This window comes from Antarcticirhabdus aurantiaca, from assembly GCF_009765365.1.
Lineage (GTDB): Bacteria > Pseudomonadota > Alphaproteobacteria > Rhizobiales > Rhizobiaceae > Antarcticirhabdus > Antarcticirhabdus aurantiaca.
The window spans coordinates 18,447-42,774 of record NZ_VTOM01000023.1; the positions used below are offsets into that span (position 1 = coordinate 18,447).

19 protein-coding genes and 1 tRNA gene are annotated in these 24,328 nt (G+C 68.6%); 4 read left to right on the forward strand and 16 right to left on the reverse strand.

What is annotated here, in order from left to right:
- The first annotated feature begins 252 nt into the window (after positions 1–252).
- Positions 253–1,614 (forward strand): O-antigen ligase family protein, encoded by a 1,362-nt coding sequence (locus FZN60_RS22555; protein WP_158875778.1) that lies wholly within the window; start codon positions 253–255, stop codon positions 1,612–1,614.
- Positions 1,611–2,900: a glycosyltransferase family 4 protein gene (locus FZN60_RS22560; protein ID WP_158875779.1), complete on the forward strand. Its 1,290-nt coding sequence runs from the start codon at positions 1,611–1,613 to the stop codon at positions 2,898–2,900. The genes FZN60_RS22555 and FZN60_RS22560 overlap by 4 nt, the downstream gene beginning before the upstream one ends.
- A gap of 19 nt (positions 2,901–2,919) precedes the next feature.
- Here FZN60_RS22560 and FZN60_RS22565 read toward each other — a convergent pair whose 3' ends face one another.
- From FZN60_RS22565 to FZN60_RS22615, 11 genes are all read right to left on the reverse strand, one after another.
- Positions 2,920–3,900, reverse strand: coding sequence for a glycosyltransferase family 2 protein (locus FZN60_RS22565; RefSeq protein WP_246727075.1), 981 nt, complete (start codon positions 3,898–3,900; stop codon positions 2,920–2,922).
- On the reverse strand, positions 3,897–5,231 hold the full coding sequence (locus tag FZN60_RS22570) for an oligosaccharide flippase family protein (RefSeq protein WP_158875780.1): 1,335 nt from the start codon (positions 5,229–5,231) through the stop codon (positions 3,897–3,899). Before FZN60_RS22570 ends, FZN60_RS22565 begins: the two co-directional genes overlap by 4 nt.
- A complete protein-coding gene (locus FZN60_RS22575) occupies positions 5,228–6,565 on the reverse strand; it encodes a glycosyltransferase family 4 protein (RefSeq protein ID WP_158875781.1) in 1,338 nt (445 codons plus the stop codon). Before FZN60_RS22575 ends, FZN60_RS22570 begins: the two co-directional genes overlap by 4 nt.
- On the reverse strand, positions 6,562–7,644 hold the full coding sequence (locus tag FZN60_RS22580; protein WP_158875782.1) for an acyltransferase family protein: 1,083 nt from the start codon (positions 7,642–7,644) through the stop codon (positions 6,562–6,564). The genes FZN60_RS22575 and FZN60_RS22580 overlap by 4 nt, the downstream gene beginning before the upstream one ends.
- Positions 7,641–8,360 carry a glycosyltransferase family 25 protein gene (locus FZN60_RS22585; protein WP_158875783.1) on the reverse strand — a complete coding sequence of 240 codons (720 nt, stop codon included), beginning with the start codon at positions 8,358–8,360 and terminating at the stop codon, positions 7,641–7,643. The genes FZN60_RS22580 and FZN60_RS22585 overlap by 4 nt, the downstream gene beginning before the upstream one ends.
- Before the next feature lie 258 nt (positions 8,361–8,618).
- Positions 8,619–8,894, reverse strand: coding sequence for an HU family DNA-binding protein (locus FZN60_RS22590; protein WP_158875784.1), 276 nt, complete (start codon positions 8,892–8,894; stop codon positions 8,619–8,621).
- Between the two features lie 162 nt (positions 8,895–9,056).
- Positions 9,057–11,480 carry an endopeptidase La gene (gene lon / locus FZN60_RS22595; protein ID WP_158875785.1) on the reverse strand — a complete coding sequence of 808 codons (2,424 nt, stop codon included), beginning with the start codon at positions 11,478–11,480 and terminating at the stop codon, positions 9,057–9,059.
- Between the two features lie 246 nt (positions 11,481–11,726).
- The gene (gene clpX / locus FZN60_RS22600; RefSeq protein WP_158875786.1) at positions 11,727–12,995 is read right to left on the reverse strand and encodes an ATP-dependent Clp protease ATP-binding subunit ClpX; all 1,269 of its coding nucleotides are present in this window, start codon (positions 12,993–12,995) and stop codon (positions 11,727–11,729) included.
- A 270-nt stretch (positions 12,996–13,265) separates the two neighbouring features.
- The gene (locus FZN60_RS22605) at positions 13,266–13,904 is read right to left on the reverse strand and encodes an ATP-dependent Clp protease proteolytic subunit (protein ID WP_158875787.1); all 639 of its coding nucleotides are present in this window, start codon (positions 13,902–13,904) and stop codon (positions 13,266–13,268) included.
- Positions 13,905–14,159: 255 nt separating this feature from the next.
- Positions 14,160–15,524 (reverse strand): trigger factor, encoded by a 1,365-nt coding sequence (tig, locus tag FZN60_RS22610; RefSeq protein ID WP_158875788.1) that lies wholly within the window; start codon positions 15,522–15,524, stop codon positions 14,160–14,162.
- A gap of 81 nt (positions 15,525–15,605) precedes the next feature.
- Positions 15,606–15,690, reverse strand: a tRNA-Leu gene (locus FZN60_RS22615).
- 345 nt (positions 15,691–16,035) lie between these two features.
- Between FZN60_RS22615 and FZN60_RS22620 the strand changes: the two genes are divergently transcribed.
- Both FZN60_RS22620 and trmFO read left to right on the forward strand, forming a co-directional pair.
- The gene (locus tag FZN60_RS22620) at positions 16,036–16,179 is read left to right on the forward strand and encodes a DUF1127 domain-containing protein (protein ID WP_158875789.1); all 144 of its coding nucleotides are present in this window, start codon (positions 16,036–16,038) and stop codon (positions 16,177–16,179) included.
- Between the two features lie 433 nt (positions 16,180–16,612).
- Positions 16,613–18,034, forward strand: a complete 1,422-nt coding sequence (trmFO, locus tag FZN60_RS22625; RefSeq protein WP_158875790.1) for a methylenetetrahydrofolate--tRNA-(uracil(54)-C(5))-methyltransferase (FADH(2)-oxidizing) TrmFO — start codon at positions 16,613–16,615, stop codon at positions 18,032–18,034.
- A 1-nt stretch (position 18,035) separates the two neighbouring features.
- On the opposite strand, the gene FZN60_RS22630 is transcribed toward trmFO, so the two are convergent.
- The 5 genes from FZN60_RS22630 to yajC form a co-directional block, all read right to left on the reverse strand.
- Positions 18,036–19,829, reverse strand: coding sequence for a DUF4153 domain-containing protein (locus FZN60_RS22630; RefSeq protein ID WP_158875791.1), 1,794 nt, complete (start codon positions 19,827–19,829; stop codon positions 18,036–18,038).
- A 12-nt stretch (positions 19,830–19,841) separates the two neighbouring features.
- Positions 19,842–20,678: a phytoene/squalene synthase family protein gene (locus FZN60_RS22635; RefSeq protein WP_158875792.1), complete on the reverse strand. Its 837-nt coding sequence runs from the start codon at positions 20,676–20,678 to the stop codon at positions 19,842–19,844.
- 22 nt (positions 20,679–20,700) lie between these two features.
- Complete coding sequence (locus tag FZN60_RS22640; RefSeq protein ID WP_158875793.1) at positions 20,701–21,090, reverse strand: Mth938-like domain-containing protein; 390 nt, start codon at positions 21,088–21,090, stop codon at positions 20,701–20,703.
- A gap of 3 nt (positions 21,091–21,093) precedes the next feature.
- Positions 21,094–23,682 (reverse strand): protein translocase subunit SecD, encoded by a 2,589-nt coding sequence (secD, locus tag FZN60_RS22645; RefSeq protein ID WP_158875863.1) that lies wholly within the window; start codon positions 23,680–23,682, stop codon positions 21,094–21,096.
- Between the two features lie 172 nt (positions 23,683–23,854).
- The gene (gene yajC / locus FZN60_RS22650) at positions 23,855–24,202 is read right to left on the reverse strand and encodes a preprotein translocase subunit YajC (protein ID WP_158875794.1); all 348 of its coding nucleotides are present in this window, start codon (positions 24,200–24,202) and stop codon (positions 23,855–23,857) included.
- Positions 24,203–24,328 lie beyond the last annotated feature (126 nt).

Consider the following 24,328-nt stretch of genomic DNA (forward strand, 5'->3'; position numbering starts at 1 on the left):
CCAATCGAAAAGCCTCGGCCGCCGAGCCTTCGCGCGGTGGTGGCATGCTAGATTGCGGGTCTTAAGATCTCGAGGCTCCGGCGTGGTCTCAGCGATGGCCGCGTCGCCCGCGGCGCGCCGGACCATGCCGGATCAGAGCGGCCCGACGGCGCGATCGCCCGGGCCATGGAGAGGGACGATGACGCGTCGAGGCCGCCTGCGCCGAAGCGATGAGGCCGGCCTCCGGACCGGTCCCGCGCGGGGCGTCGCGGCTTGAAGTTCGTCGCCCTCCTCGTCGCCCTGTCCGCGGCCATCCCGCTCGGCGTGATCCTGCACAGCAACGCGCAGATCTACCGCGCCTTCTGGATTCTCGTCGGCGCGATGCCGCTTCTCGCCCCGGCCCTTCCGGTCGCCGATATCGGCGTCGTCACGCTGGCGGACAGTTGGGTCGGCTACGTCTACAGCCTCGAAGTCACCCTACTCGACATCATGATCCTGGCGGCCCTGCTCGCCGTTCCGGGCGAAGGTGTGCCCTGGGCCTTCAAGGTGCCGCTGCTCCTCTTCGTCGGCGCGCTGTTGCTGTCGATGCTGCAGGCCGCCAACCCCCTCGCCGCCTCCTTCGGCGTCTGGCAATACGCCCGCATGATCCTCGTGATGACGGTCGTCGCCCGCGCCTGCCGCAGCGACCCCGACATCGCCTCCAACATCCTTCTCGGCCTCGGCCTCGGCATGGGCGTCCAGTTCGTCGCGGTGCTCGAACAGCGGTTCCTGCTCGGCTACCCGCAGACGCCAGGCCTCTTCGTGCATCAGAACACGCTGGGCATCATCACCCACATGGTGCTCCTGCCGCACCTCGCCATGCTGCTCTACGGCCATACCCGCCACAGCGGCACCCTGCGCAACCTCGCGATCATGGGCGTGACCATGATCGTCGTGGTTCTCACCGCCTCGCGCGCCACCATCGGCCTCAGCTTCCTCGGCATGGCGACCACATACGGCGTGCTGGCGCTCGCGCGCCTGACGCAGCGCAAGGTCTACGTGGCGCTCGCCGCCTGCCTTGCCCTGGCGGCGATCGCGCCGCTGGTGGCCTCGACCATCCAGAACCGCATCGCTCACAATCCGATCCGCGAGGACGTCTACGACGAGCGGGCCGCGTTCGACCGCGCCGCGAGCGCCATCTTCGCCGACCACCCGCTGGGCGTCGGCACCAACCATTACGTTCCCGTCGCGCGCGACGGCGGCTATTCGGAGCGGGCCGGCGTCGCGCGCAGCGAGGGCAACCGCAACAGCCTCGTCCACAACGCCTATCTCCTGACCGCGGCGGAAACCGGCTGGCCCGGCCTCGCGACCTATCTCCTGATGCTGGCGACGCCGCTCGCCGTGGCGTTCTGGAACGGCTGGCGCGCGCGGGGAACGCTCGGCGGACACCTTCTTCTCGGGCTCGGCGTCGCCCTCCTGATCGTCTACGTCCACTCACTCTTCGAATGGATCATCTACTCGCGCGAGGTGCTCTACGTCCTGTTCATGACCATGGGCATGGTGTTCGGCCTGTCGCTGAAGGCGCGCGCCACCATCGATGCGCGCGCGGCACCAGCCATCGTCGGGTCGCGCCCGATCGGGGCGACGAACCCATGACGCCCGGCGGCAACGACGTGCCGGCGGATCGCCGCCGGATCGGTTATTTCCTCAACACCTACCCCGCGCCGAGCGGCACCTTCATCCGCAACGAGATCGAAGCGCTCGAGGAGCGCGGCCACGTCGTCGAGCGCTTCGCCGCGCGGCGCTTCGCGGGATCGCTGGTGGATGGAGCCGATCAGCGCGAGGCGGGCCGCACGACCTACCTCTTTCAGGGAGACGTCGCCGGCCTCCTGAAGGCGGGCCTGCGCGAGATCGTCACCAATCCGCTGGGTATCGCCCGCGCGACCGTGGCGGCCGGGCGGCTGCTTCTTCAGGCGCGCGGCGGGGTCGCGCGACACGGCGCCTACCTTCTCCAGGGCGCTCGCCTGCGCCAGGAGGCCACGCGACGCAGCGTCGCCCACATCCACGCGCATTACAGCAACAATCCCGCGGCCGTCGTCATGCTCTGCCGCGCCCTCGGCGGTCCGACCTACAGCTTCACTGCCCACGGGCCCGACGAGTTCGCCGAACCGGCGGCCCAGGGTTTCGGCGACAAGATCGGTCGGGCTGCCTTCGTCGTCGCGATCACCGACTACGCGCGCGGCCTCCTCGTCCGCCTGGCCTCCCCCGACGATGGTGCGCGCGTCACGGTCGTGCGTTGCGGGCTCGATCTTCCCCGCTTCGCGCCCGCCCCGCCGGTTGACGCGGACAATCGAACGCTGGTCTGCGTCGGGCGGCTGTGTCCCGCCAAGGGCCAGGTGCACATCCCGGCCGCCGTGGCTGCGCTCAAGGGCCGGTTCCCCTGCCTCAAGGTCGTCCTCGTTGGCGACGGCGAGAGCCGCCCGGCCATCGAGGCGGAGATCGCCCGCCACGGCGTGACCAACGAGGTCGTCCTGCACGGCTGGGCGACCAACGAGGACGTGCGCGGCTTCCTGCGGGAGGCGCGCGCCCTGCTCCTGCCGAGCTACGCGGAAGGCCTGCCGATCGTGATCATGGAGGCCTTCGCCCTCGGCCGGCCCGTCCTGTCGACGACGATCGCCGGCATTCCCGAACTGGTGGACGAGGAATGCGGATGGCTGGTGAGACCCGGCGACGTGTCCGCTTTGACGGCGGCCATGGCGGCGGTGCTGGAGGCCGACCCGTCGGACCTGCAACGGATGGGCCGGGAGGGTCGCCGCCGGGTGGAGCTCTGCCACGACCGCCGCCGCCAGGCCGAAGCGCTGTCGCGCCTGTTCGTCGACGGTCTCGCGCACCGGGCCGAGACCGCCTCGGAGCTCGCCCGGCGAGCAGTCCGCGCGTCCTGACCGCCGAAGAAGCCGGAGCCTACTTGTACTCGATCAGCCCCACCCGGCGCCGCACGAGGCGGCCGGCACGGTAGCGCAACGCCCCCTGGGCCTCCGGAAACTTGGCCAGCGTGAAGAACACCGCGCGCCGCAGGCGCGCCCGCGCGCTGCCGGAGCCGCGGCGCCACAAGCGCGCCACCTGGAGCGGATAGGCGGCGAGCACGATCGCGAATGCCGGGTGGGCGAGGACGCTTCCCGCCAGGGCCACCACCGGCAGTCCCGCGCCCCAGACGAGCGCGCGGCGCTCCTCGCGCCGCCAGATCGCGACGGGCGAGCCCGCGTGCCGCGCCGCGACCTCGGCATAGGCGTGGCCGCCCCGCTTGGTCCGGCGCCACCACTGCGCGAAGCGCGTCATCGCCGCGTCGTGCAGTGTCATTTCCGCGTCGAGCCGCCGGATCCGCCAGCCCTTCGCGCGCAGGCGCGCGCAGAGTTCGGGCTCTTCCCCGGCGATGAGATCCGGCGCGTAGCCGCCGACCGAGCGGAACGCCTCGGCCCGCATCATGCAGTCGCCGCCGACCGCCAGCGCGTCGCCGACCGGCGTGTTCCATTCCTCGTCGCAGAGCGCGTTGTAGGGAGACGCGTCGGGAAGCACCTCGCGCCGCCGGCCGGCGACCGCCGCGACGTCCTCGTGCCGCGCCAGGAAGGCCGCGGCCGCCTCGATCCAGCCCGGCACGATGCGGCAGTCGCCGTCGACGAACTGCACGAAGCGGATGTGCGGCCGAGCCGCGCGGAGCGTCTCGAAGCCGGCGTTGCGGGCGCGGGCCGCCGTGAAGGGCGTGCCGAGGTCGAGTTCGACGACGGTCAGCCCCCGTGCCCGCGCCGCATCCACGCTGCCGTCGCTCGATCCGGAATCGACGTAGACCGCGGCCGCTGCGAGGGGCCCGAGCGACTCCATGCAGGCGACGAGCCGCTCGCCCTCGTTCCGGCCGATCGCCACGATGCCGACCGCGTCGATGCTCACAGCGGGAGCCCGTCGAAGGTCGTGCCGAAGCCCGCCTCGATCCGGGCGAGCGAGATCGCCGCGATCACGGCGACGAGCAGCACCGTCGCGATCATGTCCTGCCGCAGGAACACCACCCGCTCGCGGCCCTGCCCGAAGGCGATGATGAGATAGCGGCTGACATCCGCCAGCGCGATCACCGCGACCGCGCCGACGAGGCCGAGGACGCTCCAGGCCACGGCCATGCCGAGGCCGAGATAGGCGAGCTTCGCAACGTTGGCCGCCGCGCCGTAGAGCGGCTTGCCGAGCCCGAGCAGCAGGTACTCGTTGACGCTGCACATGACCGATCCCCAGGCGCCCAGGAGCAGGATGGGCAGCATCCAGGCCGCGTCGTGATAGCGCGAATCGTAGACGAGGCGCACCGCGTAGTCGGCGAAGCCCGCGGCGAGGCCGATGCACAGGGCGCAGGCGAGAAGGAGCTTCAGCCGGATCGGCGCGAGGTGTCCGCGCATGATCTCGCGCGGCAGGTCCCGCTCCGCCGCGATCAGCGGGAAGACGATCGAGTAGCCGATGCGCCCCGCCAGCGCGACGGGCAGGTCCGCGATGTTGCGGGCGATGCCGTAGATGCCGAGCACGGCCAGGGGCACGATCGAGCCGAGGTAGAGCTTGTCGATGCTGGCGCACAGGAAGGCCAGCATCGAGGCGAGATAGATCCACTTGCCGAAGGACAGGATCTGGCGCGCGTCCTCCGCTTTCCAGTCGAGCCGGACCGGCGCCTCCGGCAGGAGGTATGTCGCCGCCGCGCGGATGGTGCTCGCGACCAGGCCGGCGATGATCAGCGACCAGAAGCTCGGCCACCAGTAGGCCAGCCCGATCGTCAGCGCGATGCCGACGACGTCCATCGCCAGATCGAAGAGGTTCGACGTGACGATGCGCAGGCGCCGCTGCAGGAGGTGGACCGACACCGAGCAGAAGCCGAGGATCAGGAGGCTGAAGGCCGAGAGCTGAATGGCCTCGGACGGCAGGCCGTACACGCTGCCGAGAAACGGCGCCGCGAGGACGAAGACCGCGAACAGGAGCGCGCCGCGCAGGACCTGGACGGTCCAGGCGGTGTTCCGGAACCGCCGATCGTCGCCGTTCGGGCTGTGGACGATGTTCTGGCCGATGCCGACGTCGGACAGGAGGTCGATGCCGGCCCGCAGGGTGTTGATGACGAGCATGATGCCGAAGACTTCCGGCACGACGAGACGCGACAGGACGACGTTCGAGCCGAAGCGCAGCGCCGTCGAGATGCCGTAGGTGCCGACCGTCCAGGCCGTTCCTCGCAGGACGAACTTGCCGGACAGGTTCATGCCGCGCGCTCCCGATCGGGCGCCGCCGCGGCGACGAGGTCGGGCCGGGTCGACCGGCGCCCGAGCACCCAATCGTAGACGTCGGCGATCTGCGCCGCCTTGCGGGACCAGGTGAAGTGCGCCGCCACGTGCTCGCGGGCTCGGCGTGACATGGGCTCCAAAACGCTCGGATCGACCGCGATTTTCTCCAGACAGGCGCGGACGCCTGCGACGATCTCAGCGCGGCTGCCGAGCGCCACCTTGAAGCCGATCTCGTCGCTCACGAGCTCGCCCGGTCCGGCATAGTCGACGACCAGCGGCACCAACCCCAGCGCCATCGCCTCCAGGACGACGCCGCCGCCGAACTCGCGAATGGACGGAAAGGCGAGAAGCGAGGTCGAGGCCGCGACGTCCTGCACCGCCTCGTGCGGCAGCCAGCCGTGGAAGCGCACGGCGTCACCGAGCCCCTCCTCCCGAACCCGCGCCAGAAGCGCCGGCATCAGCGGTCCGTCGCCGACGAGATCGAGCGTCACCCGGCCCTGCCGCAACAGCGGCGCCGCCGCTTCCAGCAGCATGTCCGGTCCCTTGTAGGGCACGAAGCGCCCGATGAAGCACGCGCGCAGCGGCTCACCAGCGCGATTGGGAGCGGCCGCCCGCGCAAAGCGACGCGGATCCACCGCGTTTTCCGGGAGATAGACGCAGCGCGGCCGAACCTCGGCCGGCATCTCGCCTGCGGTGTGGCGCGAGCCCACGATGAGGGCGTCGGCCCGCAGCGTCGATCGCCGCCCCGGCAGCAGCCGGTGGGCGCCGCGGACATAGGAGAGCCATTCGCGCTCGCGCCGTCGTTCGGCGTCGAAGCCCTTCGGCCAGGGAACGCCGCCGTTCAGGGGGCCGAGAACGAACGGCACCCCGGCCTTGCGGCAGCGAGCCGAGAGCGGGCTCGGCGTCGTCGGGCTGAGCGGCGTCACCCGGTGAACGATATCGAAGGCGCCGCTCGCGATCTGCGGGCCGAACCGTTTCCAGACGAGGTGCTCGAAATAGGGATAGCTGAGCGCGGCCAGAGCGGAGAGCATGGTCCAGCCCTTGCCCTGCCCCATCCGGAGCACGTCGCCGATTGCCCAGATCGGCCGCGCTATCGCTTCCGAATCGATGGCGGTGAAATCGCGGCCTTCGACGAGCCCGGCCCGCAGGATGGCCTCGCGGTTGCGGACCTGCGTGACGAGATGGACGTCGGCGACCTCGCGCAACGCCTCCGCCAAGGACCAGCCGACGAGCGGGACGCTGACCCATTCGGGATTGGCCGCCTCGGCAATGACGAGGACGCGCGGCCGCCGCGGATCGCCTTGCGACCTCACGCCGGCACCGGCGGCGCCGCACGAACGCGCCGGCGGCGCACGGCCTCGAGAAAGGGCCGCTCGATCGTCGCGAAGGCCGCCTGACCGAGAATGCAGGACACGAGGACGGCGACCAGCACGGGCACGAAGCTCGTGTCGCCCGCACCGAGAAGGACCGCCGCCAGGAGAACGAGATCCAGGACCAGCGTGTGCAGCAGGTAAACCGAATAGGACCCGTCGCCGAGCGGCCGCAGCCGCCGAAACGATCGCGGCAGTCGCCCCGTCGTTTCGCGCACCACCAGCCCGACGACGAGCAGCAGGCTCGGCACACCCCAGAGCACGACGGTCGGCATGCCCGGCAGACCGGCCGCCAGTCCCGCCGCGAAGCCCCCGATGCCGAGCAGCAAGGCGGCGTCGCCGGTCCACGCCGGCAGCTGCCGGGCCATGATCAGCTTCGCCGCCCACGCCCCGGCGAGGAATTCCAGAAGAAGCGGATTGGTCAGGACGCCCCAGGGACTCTCGGGCAGATCCAGCACGATCCCGAGCCCGATCATCCCGACGAGGAGGCCGCTCAGCGTCGCCAGGGAGACGAAGGGCGGCAGGCAGAAGCAGAGGGCGAAGGCCGCGTAGAAATAGACCTCGTAGGACAGCGTCCAGCCCGGCCCGATGATCCCTTCCGAATAGCCCGGCCACAGAAGCAGCGCAAGCGCGGTGTCACCGAGGCCGTGCGCGTGCGTCTGGAGGACGAGCGCGTGGAAGACGAGGTAGATCGCGGCATAGAGCCAGTAGATGGGGTAGATGCGCAGGAAGCGACGCCGCAGGAAGGTCGCGGCGCCCGCGAGGTCGCGGCGCTGGCCGGCGGTCGCGTAGACCATGATGAAGCCGCTGATCACGAAGAAGACGTGGACACCGGCCTTTCCAACTTCCGAGAGCCGGAGCACGCTCTCCCATTCGGCGCCGAGGAAGCCATGATGGGCGCCGGCGACGCCCGCGTGGTAGACCACGACCACGAAGGCCGCGAGGAAGCGCAGCGCCTGGATTGAGACGAACTCCCGGGGCAGGTGCGGCGGCGCGAGGATCTGCGCTCCGGCCGCGCTCACGAGGGCGTCTCCGGCCCGGCGCGCCGGGCGAAGCGAGCCGCGTTCTTGGCACGGCGCGCGAGGCGCACCGCACCCTCCAGCGCCGGGACGCGGTCGAACCATTTCAGCGTTCCGATGTCGGTGCGCGAGGCGCGCTGTTCGGCGAGCGGCGGCACGGCCGCGAAGGTGACGAAGCCTTCCTGCCGCCGCGCGATGTTGAGCGCTCCGTCGATCGGCATGATCCCGCCGTCCGGATGCCCGCGCTCGCGCGTCAGGAACCGCTCCGCGGCGGCGACCAGCCGAGGCAGGGCGCGGCCGTTGATCGCGTAGCAGTGGAGGCCGATGAACTCCGTTTCCGGCTCGACCGGACCGAGGCCCGGCCCGCCTCTATGGCGCGGCACGTCCGGAAGCTGGCCGTGGCCGAGATAAAGGACGTCCCATGCCGTTGGCAGCGCGTCCAGCAGCGCGACCCGGTCACGGAGGTCGGGCGCGAAGCTGACGTCGTCCTCCATGACGAGGATGCTCCCGGCCCCGATCGCGCTCCTCCAGGTGCGCAAATGGCTCTCATAGGCGCCGCGCTCGCCGACGGATCCGAACTCGCCGGCGTCCGCGGGGCGGATGGCCGCCACGAACGTCGCCGAGCAGCCGACGCGCACGAGTTCCGCCTCGGTGTCCCGCCGGCGGTCCACACGATGCGGAAGGTTGATCACGAAGCGGCGCTCGAATCGTTGCAGCATCGCGACTCCCGGGCGTGCAGCCGATGAGGAAGCGCGACCTCTAGCATGGCCGTCCCGCCGACGCCGGGAGCTTCGCGATCCAGCCTTAACCGCTCAAATTGTTGGAACGCGCACGTCGGGACGGCGTCGGCACATCCGCCCGGCGTTCGCCGGGCGAACCCGGAAGGGTCCAAGACGAAAAAAGCCGAACGCTCGTCGCGTTCGGCCGGAATGACGAGGCCGCTCGCCGGGAGCGGCCCTCTGGAGGCTGAGAAGCGCTTACTTGTTCAGCGCGTCCTTCAGGCCCTTGCCGGGCGAGAAACGCGCGACGTTGCGGGCGGGAATGTCGACCTCGGCACCCGTCGAAGGGTTGCGGCCCTTCGAAGCCTCGCGCCGCGAAACGGAGAACGTGCCGAAGCCGACGAGGCGGACGTCGTCGCCCTTCGCCATGGCTTCCTGGAGCACGTCGAACAGCGAGTCGACCGCCGTGGTCGCGTCCTGCTTGGACAGCTTGCTCTTCTCCGCGACGGCGGCGACGAGTTCATTCTTGTTCATCAGTGTCCTCCTGAGATGCGAGTCGCTTCGTCCGACTTGCCGCGATGAGACAAAGTTACCGACCCGCCCGCGATTGCAACCGGGCGACGCCGGCTTTTCCTCGATTTTTACAAAAAATGCCGCCCGGAGGCGGCATTTCGTATCGTCATACTGAACGAGGCGTCAATGCGCGATCGCGGTAGGCCCTTCCTCGGGCTGGGAAGCGGCGGTGCCGCGCAGCGGCTCCTCCTCCTCCGACCACTCGACCGGCACCGGTTCGCGGGTCAGCGCGTGCTTGATCACCTCTCCCATGCGGGTCACCGGGATGATCTCGAGCGCGTTCTTCACGTTGTCCGGGATATCCGCCAGATCCTTGGCGTTCTCCTCGGGGATGAGAACGGTCTTGATCCCGCCGCGCAGGGCCGCGAGCAGCTTCTCCTTCAGGCCGCCGATCGGCAGGACCCGGCCGCGCAGCGTGATCTCGCCGGTCATGGCGATGTCGCGGCGGACCGGAATGCCGGTCAGGACCGACACGATGGCGGTGGCCATCGCGGTGCCCGCGGACGGGCCGTCCTTCGGAGTCGCGCCCTCGGGCACGTGGACGTGGATGTCCCGCTTCTCGAAGATCGGCGGCTTCACCCCGTAGTCGAGCGCCCGCGAGCGGACGTAGGACGCGGCAGCCGAGATCGACTCCTTCATGACGTCCCGGAGGTTGCCCGTCACCGTCATCTTGCCCTTGCCGGGCATCATGACGCCTTCGATCGTCAGGAGCTCGCCGCCGACCTCGGTCCAGGCCAGGCCCGTCACGACGCCGACCTGATCGACGTTCTCCGCCTCGCCGTAGCGGTAACGCGGAACGCCGAGGTAGTCGGAGATGTTCTCCGCCGTCACGTCGACCTTGGTCGCCTCGCCCTTGAGGATCTTCGTCACGGCCTTGCGGGCGAGCGTCATCAGCTCGCGCTCGTAGGACCGCACGCCGGCCTCGCGGGTGTAGCGACGGGCGATCTCGCGCAGCGCGTCCTCGGAGACCGAGAACTCCTCGGCCTTGAGGGCGTGATCGCGGATGGCCTTCGGAAGCAGGTGCTTCTTGGCGATCTCGACCTTCTCGTCCTCGGTGTAGCCCGCGATCCGGATGATCTCCATCCGGTCCATGAGCGGCCCGGGGATGTTCAGCGTGTTCGCCGTCGTCACGAACATCACGCCCGACAGGTCGTACTCGACCTCCAGGTAGTGGTCCATGAAGGTGGCGTTCTGCTCCGGATCGAGCACCTCGAGGAGCGCCGAGGACGGGTCGCCGCGGAAGTCCATGCCCATCTTGTCGATCTCGTCGAGCAGGAAGAGCGGGTTGGCCTTCTTCGCCTTCTTCATCGACTGGATGACCTTGCCGGGCATCGAGCCGATATAGGTGCGGCGGTGACCGCGGATCTCGGCCTCGTCGCGCACGCCGCCGAGCGCCATGCGGACGTATTCGCGGCCGGTGGCCTTGGCGATCGACTTGGCGAGCGAGGTCTTGCCGACGCCCGGAGGTCCGACGAGGCAAAGGATCGGGCCCTTCAGCTTCGACTGACGGCTCTGGACGGCGAGGTACTCGACGATCCGCTCCTTGACCTTTTCGAGGCCATAGTGATCGGAATCAAGGATTTCCTCGGCCTTCTTCAGGTCGATCTTCACCTTCGAGCGCACGCCCCAGGGCAGGCCGAGCAGCCAGTCGAGGTAGTTGCGCACGACGGTGGCCTCGGCCGACATCGGCGACATCGTCCGCAGCTTCTTCACCTCGCCCTGAGCCTTTTCACGGGCTTCCTTGGAGAGCTTGGTGTTCTTGATGCGCTCCTCGATCTCGGCGACCTCGTCGCGGCCTTCCTCGCCGTCGCCGAGCTCCTTCTGGATCGCCTTCATCTGCTCGTTGAGGTAGTACTCGCGCTGGGTCTTCTCCATCTGGCGCTTGACGCGCGAGCGGATGCGCTTCTCCACCTGCAGGACCGAGATCTCGGCCTCCATGAAGCCGAGGGCCTTCTCCAGGCGCTCGCGCACGGAGATCAGGCCGAGCATTTCCTGCTTCTCGGGGATCTTGATCGCCAGGTGCGAGGCGATCGTGTCCGCGAGCTTGGAGTAGTCCTCGATCTGGCCGGCGGCGCCGACGACGTCGGGGGAGATCTTCTTGTTCAGCTTGACGTAGTTCTCGAACTCCGAGACCACCGAGCGCGCGAGCGCCTCGATCTCGACTTCGTCCTCTTCCACGTCCTCGACGATCGAGGCACGCGCCTCGTGCCACTCGGTGCGGTCGGTGAAACCCTCGACGCGGGCGCGGGAAACGCCCTCCACGAGCACCTTCACCGTGCCGTCGGGAAGCTTGAGCAGCTGCAGGACGTTGGCCACCGTGCCGAGATCATAGATCGCGTCGGGCGCGGGATCCTCGTCGCCGGCGTTCTTCTGCGTCGCCAGCAGGATCTGCTTGTCGGCGCCCATGACCTCCTCGAGCGCCTTGATCGACTTCTCGCGGCCGACGAAGAGCGGCACGATCATGTGCGGGAAGACGACGATATCGCGCAGAGGCAGCACCGCGAAGAGCGTCGTGCCCTCGTCGGGATGGGTCGGCGTATTGGGCATGTGATGTCCTTTCTACGGCCTCAGGGCCGTCGGAGGCCGGTCAGACCGGGCCTTGCAAGAAGCACCCGGAAACACCGCCTTTGGCTCTTCCAATTTGGTCCCGCAGGCCCTGCGATTCAAGCGTGTCGCCGGGTCTCCACCGGATTGTTCACCAATCGCTCCAGGTTGTCCGCACCATGAAAAAACCCGTCCCGGCGGGGTGCCGGAACGGGTCGGGTTCAAACAACCGTCGAGGACCGGCCGTGATCAGGCACTGGCGTTCGCCTTGTCCTCGGTCCGCTCCGAATAGATGTAGAGCGGGCGGGCCTTGCCGTCGATGACGTCCTCGGAGATGACGACCTCCTGGACGCCTTCCAGCGTCGGCAGGTCGAACATCGTGTCGAGCAGCATCGCCTCCATAATGGACCGCAGGCCGCGCGCGCCGGTCTTGCGCTCGATGGCCTTGCGGGCGATCGCCTTCAGCGCGTCCTCGTGGAAGGACAGCTCGACGTTCTCCATCTCGAACAGGCGCTGGTACTGCTTGACCAGAGCGTTCTTCGGCTCGACCAGGATCTGCACGAGAGCCTGCTCGTCGAGATCCTCCAGCGTCGCCAGAACCGGCAGGCGGCCGACGAATTCCGGGATCAGGCCGAACTTCAGCAGATCCTCCGGCTCGACCTGACGGAACAGGTCGCCGGTGCGGCGATCCTCGGGCGACTGCACGTTGGCCGCGAAGCCGATCGAGGTCTTGCGGCCGCGATCCGAGATGATCTTGTCGAGCCCGGCGAAGGCGCCGCCGCAGATAAACAGGATGTTGGCCGTGTCCACCTGCAGGAACTCCTGTTGCGGGTGCTTGCGCCCGCCCTGCGGCGGAACTGAAGCCACGGTGCCTTCCATGATCTTCAGGAGGGCCTGCTGCACGCCCTCGCCCGACACGTCGCGGGTGATCGACGGGTTATCGGACTTGCGGCTGATCTTGTCGATCTCGTCGATGTAGACGATGCCGCGCTGCGCCCGCTCGACGTTGTAGTCGGCCGACTGGAGCAGCTTGAGGATGATGTTCTCGACGTCCTCGCCGACGTAGCCGGCTTCGGTCAGCGTCGTCGCGTCCGCCATGGTGAACGGCACGTCGAGGATGCGGGCGAGCGTCTGCGCGAGCAGCGTCTTGCCGCAGCCGGTCGGACCGATCAGCAGGATGTTCGACTTCGCCAGCTCGACGTCGTTGTTCTTCTGCGCGTGGGCGAGGCGCTTGTAGTGGTTGTGAACCGCAACCGACAGGACCTTCTTGGCGAAGGACTGGCCGATCACGTAGTCGTCGAGGACCGCGATGATCTCCTGGGGCGTGGGCACGCCCTCGCGGGACTTCACCATCGAGGACTTGTTTTCCTCGCGGATGATGTCCATGCAGAGCTCGACGCATTCATCGCAGATGAATACGGTCGGCCCGGCGATCAGCTTGCGGACTTCGTGCTGGCTCTTTCCGCAGAAAGAGCAATAGAGCGTGTTCTTGCTGTCGCCGCCGCTGACTTTGCTCATTCGTTCTTCCTTCCGATCCGGCCTTCCCGTCCCGGGAAGCCGTCCATCGCGCCCTGGAGGCACCGTAACGCCGAGCCTCTTGCGACGCAAAACAACTAACGCTGCGTCGGCGATTCGTCTCCGCACATGTGACACTCTTGCATGCCGAACCTTAACGCCAACAAGCTGGCGCGGCGCTGACACCGCGTTCGGCCGACGCCGATGAAACTACGGCGTCGGCATGGCGCCTTCAAGGCCGGCACCCGGCGAGAGCCGGGCGTCGCAGAACCGTCACTTGGTGCCGGGGACCTGCGACTCCAGCGCGTCGCGCGAGGAGTAGACCTTGTCGATGAGACCGAACTCGCGGGCCTCGTCGGCCGTCATGAAGTGGTCACGGTCGAGCGTCCGTTCAATGGTCTCGTAGTCCTGACCGGTGTGCTCGACATAGACCTCGTTGAGGCGGCGCTTCAGCTTGATGATGTCCTGGGCGTGGCGCTCGATGTCCGAGGCCTGGCCCGAGAAGCCGCCCGAGGGCTGGTGGACCATGATGCGCGCGTTAGGCGTGGCGAAGCGCATGTCCTTGTGGCCGGCGCAGAGCAGCAGCGAGCCCATCGAGGCCGCCTGCCCGATGCACAGCGTCGACACCGCCGGCTTGATGAACTGCATCGTGTCGTAGATCGCCATGCCGCTGGTGACGACGCCGCCGGGCGAATTGATGTAGAGGGCGATCTCCTTCTTCGGGTTCTCCGCCTCGAGGAACAGGAGCTGCGCGCAGACGAGCGTCGCCATCGAGTCCTCGATCGGCCCGGTGATGAAGATCACCCGCTCCTTCAGGAGGCGCGAAAAGATGTCGTACGCGCGCTCGCCGCGATTGGTCTGCTCGACCACCATGGGGACGAGGTTCATCGCGGTTTCGATGGGGTGCTTCATCGTGGATCTCTTAAAGGTCGTCGTGGAACGGGCCCTGGTCGCGCGGCACGCGAACGGGTCCCGAGGAAGACGGGCCCGACAGGACCCGACGCGTAGATAAGGCTCGCCGGTGCCCTTCGGCAAGCGGGGCGCTTCGGCGGGGTTAAGCGGAGCGCAAGGCGAGGGTCAGTTCCGCCGACCGCGCAGCGGCCGGACCAACGGAAAAGGCCGGCGCGAGGCCGGCCTTTCCTGTCGTGTCGCGGGCGGAGCGAGAGGTCAGGATGCGAGGCGGCTTTCCAGCTCGTCCTCGTCCTCCTTCATCAGCTCCTCCTTCGTGACCGTCTTGTCGGTCACGTCGACGGTCGAAAGGAGGTGATCGACCACCTTCTCCTCGTAGATCGGGGCGCGCAGGCTGGCGACGGCGTCCGGCGACTTCCGGAAATAGTCGTAGACCTGCTGCTCCTGGCCGGGATAGCGGCGCACCTGCTCGAACAGCGCGCGCTGCAGTTCCTCGTCCGACACCTGGACGTTGTTCTTGGCGCCGATCTCGGACAGGACGAGGCCGAGGCGGACGCGGCGCTCGGCGAGGCGGCGATACTCCTCGCGCGCCTTCTCCTCCGTGGTGCCCTCGTCCTCGAAGCTCTTGCCCGAGCGCTGCAGCTCGGACTCGACCTGGTTCCAGATGTTGGTGAACTCGGCCTCGACGAGGCGCTCCGGCAGGACGAAGTCGTAGGACTCGTCAAGCTGGTCGAGAAGCTGGCGCTTCACCTTCTGGCGGGTGGCCTGGCCGTACTGGCTCTCGATCTGGCCGCGCACGATCTCGCGCAGGCGCTCGATCGACTCCAGGCCCAGCTTCTTGGCGACCTCGTCGTCGAGCTCCTGGCTCGTCGGCGCGGCGACTTCCTTCACCGTCACGTCGAACACGGCTTCCTTGCCGGCGAGATGCGCGGCGCCGTAGTCCTCGGGGAAGGTCACGTTGACCTTGCGCTCCTCGCCGGCCTTGGCGCCGACCAGCTGGTCCTCGAAGCCGGGGATGAACTGCTTGGAGCCGAGAACGAGGTTGGAATCGGTCGCCGATCCGCCCTCGAAGGCCTCGCCGTCGATCTTGCCGACGAAGTCCATGGTGACGCGATCGCCGTCGGCGGCCTCTCCGTCCTTCGGCTCGTAGGTGCGGGCGCTGTCGGCGATCCGCTTGACCTGCTCCTCGACCTCCTCGTCGGCGATCTCGACCACCGGGCGCTCGATCTTGATGCCCGAGGTCTCCTTCAGCTCGAACTCCGGCAGCGTCTCGTAGGACAGCGTGAACTTGAAGTCGGACTGGCCGTTCAGCACCTTGTCCGCCTCGCCCGCATCCTCGGTCATGGCGATCTCGGGCTGCATGGCCGAGCGCTCCTTGCGATCGGCGATCACCGAGCGGGGCGTCTCGTTCACGATCTCCTGCACGATCTCGGCCATGAAGGACTTGCCGTACATCTTGCGCAGGTGCGCCATCGGCACCTTGCCCGGACGGAAGCCCTTGAGCTTCACCTGGTCCTTGGCCTGGTAGAGACGGGTCTGAAGGCGGGCTTCGAGATCCGACGCAGGTACGACGACCTGGATCTCGCGCTTCAGGCCCTCGGCCTTCATTTCCGTAACCTGCATCGTCAGTCCTTCGATCCTATGTCGGGTGCGCTTCGCCGGCGCACGCCCTTGTTCTTGATGAAACCCCGGAAACCGCGGCCTTGGTGCGGGTGGAGGGACTTGAACCCCCATGCCTCTCGGCGCTTGGACCTAAACCAAGTGCGTCTGCCAATTCCGCCACACCCGCGACGCGCGCGCGGGCACAGAGCGTCGCGAGGCGCGCGCGCTCTATAACAAAGCGTCATTTAGGGCGAAAGGGGCATCTTGCGACGCGCTGCATGCGCATCGGCGCGTCCGGACAATGTCCGAAGCCGGGATCGGAGCTCCCGCTTCGCTTGGCCAAGTCGACCACCAAAACGGATAACGAACCGTAAACGTGTGATTTATTGTGCGATGCACAATCCGCATGGCTGGTCTGCGGAACGACGCCTACCGGACATGGCTCCCAGTGGCTACCTTCCAATCAACGAAGCGGGCCGGACACTTCCTGCCACTTCAATCGATTAGTAGACCTTACGAAGTGGGGATCACGATGAACCTCCGTCAGTCCTTCAGCAATTGGCGCCGCTACCGCGAGACGGTCAACGAGCTGGGCCGCCTTTCGCACCGCGAACTCGCCGACCTCGGCATCGCGCGCTCGGACATCCCGACGCTCGCCCGCCGCGCCGTCCGCTAAGACACCGAATATCGTCGCGGCTCACCTCCTCCCAGAGCTGCGACGACCGGAACCTGCAACGATCCTCCCATCAGCAGGTTTCCTCCTCGGCGCCCGTCGACCTCCCACGACGGGCGCCACACGAGATCGCAGTTTCGCAGCGGCCATCCTCCTCCCAGGCCTGCTGCGGATCGAAGCCCGCAACCTCCTCCCAAATGCGCGGGTTTCATCTTCGGCGCCCGTCGGTCCTCCCCCGACGGGCGTCACAGAGATCATAGAGTTCGCGAAGGGCCATCCTCCTCCCAGGCCCGAGCGGAGCAGAGCCTGCGAATCCTCCTCCCATCGCAAGACTCCCAATGCGAAGCCCGCCGGTCCTCCCCCGGCGGGCTTCGTCGTTTCGAAACTGCGCCAAGCGCTTGTTTCCTCGCGCGGCGCGAGGGCGTAGAAGGGCGGCATGGCACAGACACCCATCCACGTCGTCGGCGGCGGGCTCGCCGGCTCCGAGGCCGCCTGGCAGATCGCCGAGGCCGGCATTCCCGTGATCCTCCACGAGATGCGCCCGGTGCGCGGCACCGAGGCGCACAAGACGGACTCGCTCGCCGAGCTCGTCTGCTCCAACTCCTTCCGCTCCGACGATGCGCAGACCAACGCTGTCGGCGTGCTCCACGCCGAGATGCGCCTCGCCGGCTCGCTGATCCTGCGCTCAGCCGACGCCAACCAGGTGCCGGCCGGCGGCGCCCTCGCCGTCGACCGGGAGGGCTTCGCCGTCGCGGTCAGCCGGGCGCTCGAGGCGCATCCGCTGATCGAGATCCGCCGCGAGGAGGTCGCCGGCCTGCCGCCCGAGGAATGGGGCCCGACGATCGTCGCGACCGGCCCGCTGACCGCGCCGGACCTCGCCGCCGGCATCCGCGAGGCGACGGGCGCGGACGCCCTCGCCTTCTTCGACGCCATCGCGCCGATCGTCCATTTCGACACGATCGACCTCGGCAAGGCCTGGTTCCAGTCGCGCTACGACAAGGTTGGCCCCGGCGGCACGGGCAAGGACTACATCAACTGCCCGCTCGACAAGGAAACCTACGAGCGCTTCGTCGCGGCCCTCGTCTCCGGCGATACGGTGGGCTTCCGCGAATGGGAGGGCACGCCCTACTTCGACGGCTGCCTGCCGATCGAGGTCATGGCCGAGCGCGGCGCCGAGACGCTGCGCCACGGGCCGATGAAGCCGATGGGCCTGACCAACGCGCACCAGCCGGAGATCAAGCCCTACGCCGTCGTCCAGCTGCGCCAGGACAACGCGCTGGGCACGCTCTACAACATGGTCGGCTTCCAGACGAAGCTGAAGTACGGCGCCCAGGCCGAGATCTTCCGGATGATCCCGGGCCTGGAGAATGCCGAGTTCGCGCGCCTCGGCGGCCTCCACCGCAACACCTATCTCGATTCGCCCCGCCTCCTCGACCCGCACCTGCGGCTGAAGAGCCTGCCGCGCCTGCGCTTCGCCGGCCAGATCACCGGCTGCGAGGGCTATGTCGAATCGGCGGCCGTCGGCCTCCTGGCCGGCCGCTTCGCCGCCGCCGAGGCGCGCGGGCAGGAGGCGGCGCCGCCACCGGCGACCACCGCCATGGGCGCACTCCTCGCCCACATCACCGGCGGCCACCTGTCCCACGAGGAAGACGGCGGCAAGCGCTCCTTCCAGCCGATGAACGTCAATTTCGGCCTCTTCCCGCCCATCACGGTCCCCAAGCCGGAAGGCGGCGGGCGCTTCCGCGGCAAGGAAAAGACCATCGCCAAGAAGAAGGCGCTCTCGGCCCGCGCGCTCGCGGACTGCGCCTCCTGGCTCGGTGCCGCCGATCAGGCCCGCATGGCGGCGGCTGCCGAGTAGCTCAGCGCCACTCCCCGGCCCGGTAGAGCACCGTCGCCGTCAGCTGGTGGACCGCGCGGCGGTCCGCCGGCATGGTGAGGTAGGTGATGATCAGTCGGAGCTGTCGGCGTCCGCCGCGGCCGGCGATCTCGACCGTCAGCGCGTCCATCCCCGAGAAGGCGGCATCCGGCAGGTTCCGCAGAGCGGCACCGAGATCGAAGCGATCGGCAGCCGCGCCGATTCGCACGACGAGGTCCGTCGTATCCAAGGATAGAAGCACCGGTTCCCGCGCGACCTGAGGCGGATCGCCCGTTGTCGGTCGCGGAGCCGGATCGACCGGCGTCGCGTAAAGACTGATCGCCAAGCGGTCGAAGCCGCTCGTGTCGATCACCGCGGGTATGCTCGCGCTCAAGGTCAGGTCGGCCGGCATGATCGGACCGCCGTAGCCGAGGCCGAGTGCGTCCGTCAGCGATTTGAGGGCATCGTCCTCGCTCGTCCAGGAGGAGCGATCCAGCGCCGCCGCGAGCTCGGGCGTGTCGGCGTAGCCCGCGAGCGCGTCGAGTCCGCCGACCTCGTCGAGAGCGCGCAGCCGCGAGCGGAATTCCTCCGCGGCCTCGGGCGCCAAGCGGCTCCCCGCCATCAGGCGGCCGTCCTCGGCGAAGCGCTCGACGATGATGCCGCTTTGGCTGCGCGCCACCACCGCCTCGACGCCGAGGGGGCCGGCGGACGACAGCAGCAGGAGCAGCGCCGGCACGAGCCCGATCGCGACGATCGAGCCGCGCAGCCGCGGGACCGCCTGGAGCAGGATCGCCGCGCCCGCAGCCAAGCCGCCGAGCGCGAGATAGTAGCGTTCGGCCGTCCAGCCCTCGGCGCCGACACGCAGCGAAACGGCCACCGCGAGCAGCGCCAGCGGCACGATCAGCAGCGCCCACCAGAATCGCGCGAGGAACCGCGTCGCCCAGGCGCCGAGCGGCACATAGGGCGCGATGGCCATGCGCAGGCCGAGCAGCAGGAAGGCGTAGAAGGTGACGATCCAGCCGATCTCGTTGTTCGGGAGCGCGCCCTGCAAGGCGATCTTGGCGGCGTAGAGGTGAAGCACCAGGGCGGTCGCCAGCGCCAGCGGCGTTGCCACCCAGTCGAAGAGCACGCGCACGCCGACGAGCAGTCGGTCGTTCGTCACGACGACGTCCTCGTGGTCCGACAGACGCGGGATCTGCCCAAGCGCGAAGAGCGGACCGACGAGCGTGAAAGCCGTCACGAAGATGTGCTCGTAGGCGTCGCTCGAGAGCCCGACCTCCAGGAGGAAGCGGACCATCTCCAGGATCGCAGAGACGCCGAGAACGAAGAGCAGCACCGACACGAAGGCGAGCGCCGAGCCCGTCAGGGACCAGAGAGTGAAGCTCCAGAAAGCGAGATCCGCCCGGCCGGCGCGAGGCGCGAAGGGCGCGATCGGCACGAGGATGATCAGGCCCGCGATGAAGGCGGGCGCGAAGATGCCGAGCGCGTTTCCGAACCAGACGGCGAGGCCGACCGCGACACCCGCCACCACGGAGGCGCCCTGCGTTGCGACCGCCGAAGCATTCCGGCTTTCCGCGACGAGTGCCGCGCAGACCGAAGCCGCCGCGCCGCTGAACAGGGCCGCGATGAGCCAGGCGAGATCCGACTCGTCGAGCCCGGTCGCGTTCTCGACGGCAAGGTTGCTGAGGACGGCGATGGCGACGATCGCGGCCGCGGCGGCAGGAAAACGCGAGGCCGCGATCCGGGCTCCGCGGCCGAGCCACCGCCCGAAGCCGCCGACGCGGTCAAGAATCGCCATGATGCATCCCGCTCATCCGCGCATCGCTCGCCAGTACCGGGCGAGTCGCGCCAGAGCGCCGATCTCGACCGACCGCTCCAGGCATGCGGCGGGGTCGGCGCGTACCTTGCGAAGGAGCGACGGCACGAGCGACACCGGAAGCAAGGCGGGCCGCAGGCTCGGCGGCTTGGCGACGGCCTCGAAGGCGCGCCAATGCTCCTCGGCGAAGTCCGCCATAGCGAGCACCGCCCGGCCCCCCGCCTGCGCGTCGCCGCCCTGCAGCGCTTCGGCCGAGCATCCGGCTGCGGCGAGCAGGTCGCCGGGCAGGACGATCGGTCCGCGGCGCCGCGCGATCGGCAGCCGCCGGATCGCCTGGACGGCCGCGAGGGCGACGCCGCCGTGGCCGGCGGCCTCGGCAGCACCGGGCGCGGCCTCGGAGTCGAGGATCATCGCAGCGAGCATCAGGATCGCCGACTGCGTCTCGCCGGCATAGGCCTCGAAGGCGGCGCGGTCTGGCATCGGATCGTCGTAGAGGTCGAAGATCCGCGCCTCGACGTAGCGGTCGAGCGCGTCCACCGGCAGCGCATGAGCGCGGATGGTCGCGAGAAGCGCGTCGGCGACGGGATGTCCCGCCGCTTCGACCGCCGCCGCCGCGGCGATCCGGTCGCGCCACCATTGCAGCCGGATCTCGCCCGCCAGCGGCTGGCTCACATGATCGCGCACGCGCCCCGCCTCGATATCGAAGGCATACAGCGCGAGAAGACCCGGCTGCTTCTCGCGCGGCGCAAAGCCGAGCGAAACGGCGCGATCCGGACCCGCCTCGCGCACGATGCGCTCGCACTCGGCGACGGCAGCTTGCGGAATGTCCATGCCGTCCGCCATCGCCGCGCCGTCAGTCGACGGCGATCAGGGCGGCGGCGACGGAGCGGCGCTCTGACAGCATGACGTTGTAGGTCCGGACCGCGGCGCCCGTCGACATGGCGTCGCAGGAGATCCCGGCCTGCCGCATCCGCTCGGCCAGCGCCGGCGGCAGGCGGCGGATGTCGCGTCCGGTGCCGTAGAGCAGGAACTTGATCTCCTCGGCCTCCTCGAAGACCTTCAGGAGGCGCTCGCCGCCGAACGGTGCCTCCGCCGTCGCATCCCAGCCGTAGATGCCGGATGGCAGGCACAGGATCGACCCGCGATGCGACATCTCGGCGAAGCGGAAGCCGCCATTGCCGTAGGTGGCGATGGGCGCCCGCCCCGGAAAGTGCGCCGGCCGGATCTCGATGCCGCCCGCCATGCGTCAGGCTTTTCCGGCGCTGGTGGGCGGCGTTGCCGCCGCCTCGTCGCCGGGCTTGCGCGCCTTGTTCCGGCCGGCCGTCTCGTCGGCGAACTGGTCGCCGCGCAGCTTGAAGAAGATCAGGAGCGGCGCTGCGATGTAGATCGACGAGTAGATGCCGACCACCACGCCGACGATCATCGGAGCCACGAAGCCGCGGATCACGTCGCCGCCGAAGAAGTAGAGCGCGGCGAGCGCGAGGAGCGCCGTCGAGGCGGTCAGGATGGTGCGCGACAGGGTCTCGTTGAGCGAGAGGTCGATCACGTCGGCGATCGGCATCTTCTTGTATTTGCGAAGGTTTTCTCGCATGCGGTCGAACACGACGACCGTGTCGTTCAGCGAGTAGCCGATGACGGTCAACACCGCCGCGATGCTCGACAGGTTGAATTCGAGACCCGTCACGACATAGAGCCCGAGCGTCATGATCGCGTCGTGGGCCGTCGCCACCAGCGCGCCTATGGCGAACTGCCATTCGAAGCGGAACCAAACGTAGATCGCGATGCCGATCAGTGCCGCGACCAAGCCACCGAAGGCCGCGTAGGCGAGTTCGCCCGACACCGCCGGGCCGACGACTTCGACACCCGGGAATTCGTACTGGTCGCCGAGAGCTTGCTGAGCCGCCTGCACGCTCGCCTGGTTCGACGCCGCATCGCCCGGCTGGATGCCGTAGCGGATCAGCACCTCGCCGTCGCTGCCGAGCTCCTGCACCTGGACGTCGCCTTCGATCACGGAGGACAGGTCCTCGCGGATCTGCGCGACGTTGGCTTCGCCGTTCACGGCATGGGCCCGGATCACGGTGCCGCCGGTGAAGTCGATGCCGTAGTTCACGAAGCCGGAGAAGAAGCCGACGAGGGCGAGGATCGAGACGGCACCGGTGACGGTGAAGGCGACGTTGCGCACCTTCATGAAGCCGATCTTCGTGCCGTGCGGGATCGGCGTCCACCAGCCGCGCGGCACCTCCTTCGGGCGACGGCGCTTGTACCAGAAGGCGACGAGCCAGCGGGTCAGGGTCGTGGCGGTGAAGATGGTCGTGATGATGCCGAGCGCGAGCGTCACGGCGAAGCCACGGACCGGGCCAGAGCCCAGGTAGAACAGGATGCCCGCCGCGATCAGCGAGGTGATGTTGGCATCCATGATGGTGCCGATGGCCTTGTTGAAGCCGGCGTCGAGCGCCTGCACCACGGGCCGGCCGTTGCGCCGCTCCTCGTAGATGCGCTCGTAGATCAGGACGTTCGAATCGACCGCCATGCCCATGGTGAGCACGATGCCCGCGATGCCGGGCAGCGTCAGCGTGGCCCCGAGCATGGTCAGGAGCGCGATCAGGAGCACGATGTTCACGATCAGCGCGATGTTGGCCAGAAGGCCGAGGAAGCCGTAGGTCAGCAGCATGAAGCCGATGACGAAGATGCCGCCGATGATGCCGGCCATCTCGCCGGCCTCGACCGCGTCGGCGCCGAGGCCGGGACCGACGGTGCGCTCCTCCTCGATGTCGAGGTTCGCCGGCAGCGCGCCCGCCCGCAAGAGCACGGCGAGATCGTTGGCGGACTGCGTGGTGAAGTTGCCCGAGATCTGGGCCGAGCCGCCGAGGATTGGCTCGTTGATGTTCGGCGCCGAAAGGACCTGATCGTCGAGAACGATGGCGAAGGGCTTGTTGACGTTCGCCTGGGTGACCGCGCCGAAGCGTTGGCCGCCCTGCGAATCGAAGCGGATGTTCACCACCGGCATGTTGCCGTTCGGCGAGAAGCCGGGCTGGGCGTCGGTGAGGTTGTTGCCCGACACCATCACCTGCCGCTGAACGAGGATCGGACGGTTGGTATCCTTCTCGTAGAGCAGCTCGGAGCCGGCGGGCGCACGGGCGGCGCCACTCGCGACGGCGGCGGGGTCGGCGGTCAGATCGACCAGCCGGAACGAGAGCTGTGCCGTCTGGTTGAGAAGGTTCTTCAGTCGGTTCGGGTCATCGAGGCCCGGCACCTGCACCATGATGCGGTCGGTGCCCTGGCGCTGGATGCTCGGCTCCGTCGTGCCGAGCTCGTCGACGCGTCGGCGCACCACCTCGATCGACTGCGAGACGGCCGTCGACAGGCGGTAGTTGATGCCCTGATCGGTCAGGTTGACCTGGAAGATGCCGGGCTGCGGCTCGTTCAGCGACAGCTCGGTGACGGTCCCGCCGAGAAGGCCGGCGGACACCGGCTGGAGAAGCGGCTGCAGCGCCTCGCGCGCCGCGGCTGCCTGGGCCGGGTCGCGCAGGCGCACCGACACGCCGGTTCCGCTCTCGGACACCGCGGTGTAGCCGATACGAGCGGTCCGCAGCGTGTTGCGGACGTCCTCGGCGATCGACTGGATGCGCGCCTGCACCAGCGAGTCGCGGTCGACCTGGAGCAGGATGTAGGAGCCGCCCTGCAAGTCGAGGCCGAGCGTCATCGTCCGGTGCGGCAGCCAGGACGGAAGCTGATCGCGCACCGACTGCGGAAGCACGTTCGGCACGGCCACGAGGACGCCGACGAGGATCGTGGCCCAGATCAGAAGCGTCTTCCAGCGCGCGAAATAGAGCATCGTCTTCCCGAATGGGTGGTCGGGCCGGCGCGCCGAAGCCATCGAAGCTCCGCTCACGCCCGATACCCAAGATTCACGGCCGCCGGCGGCGACCGCGCAGCGGATGGCAAGAAAGGCGCACGACCGCCCGTCCGGCGGTCGGCGCGAAAAGCGGCTTTTCGAGGACGAGCCGCTACTTCGTGTTGGCGGCCTGCGGCTCGCCCTTCACGCGGACGTCGGCGACCATGGCCTGCACGAGGCGCACGCGGGTCTGCTCGGAAATCTGCACCTCGAGCTCGCCATTGTCCAACACCTTCGTGACCTTGGCGATGATGCCGCCACCCGTCACGACCGTGTCGCCACGCCGGATATTCCGCAGCATCTCCTCGCGCTTCTTCACCTGGCTCCGCTGCGGGCGGATGATGAGGAAGTACATGATCGCGAAGACCGCAACGAAGGGCAGGATGCTGATCAAGAGCTCGGTCGTACCGCCCCCGCCAGCCGGCGCGGGAGTCTGGGCGAGAGCCTCGGTCACGAACATCGATGGGAACCTTTCGGAAGAAGGGGCAATTGGTTCGCCCTTTACGCGGTGCGCGGAATATACGAACGGTCCTTCCGAATGCAACACGCCCGGTTTCGCGGCACCCACCGGCCGCGCGGGACGAGA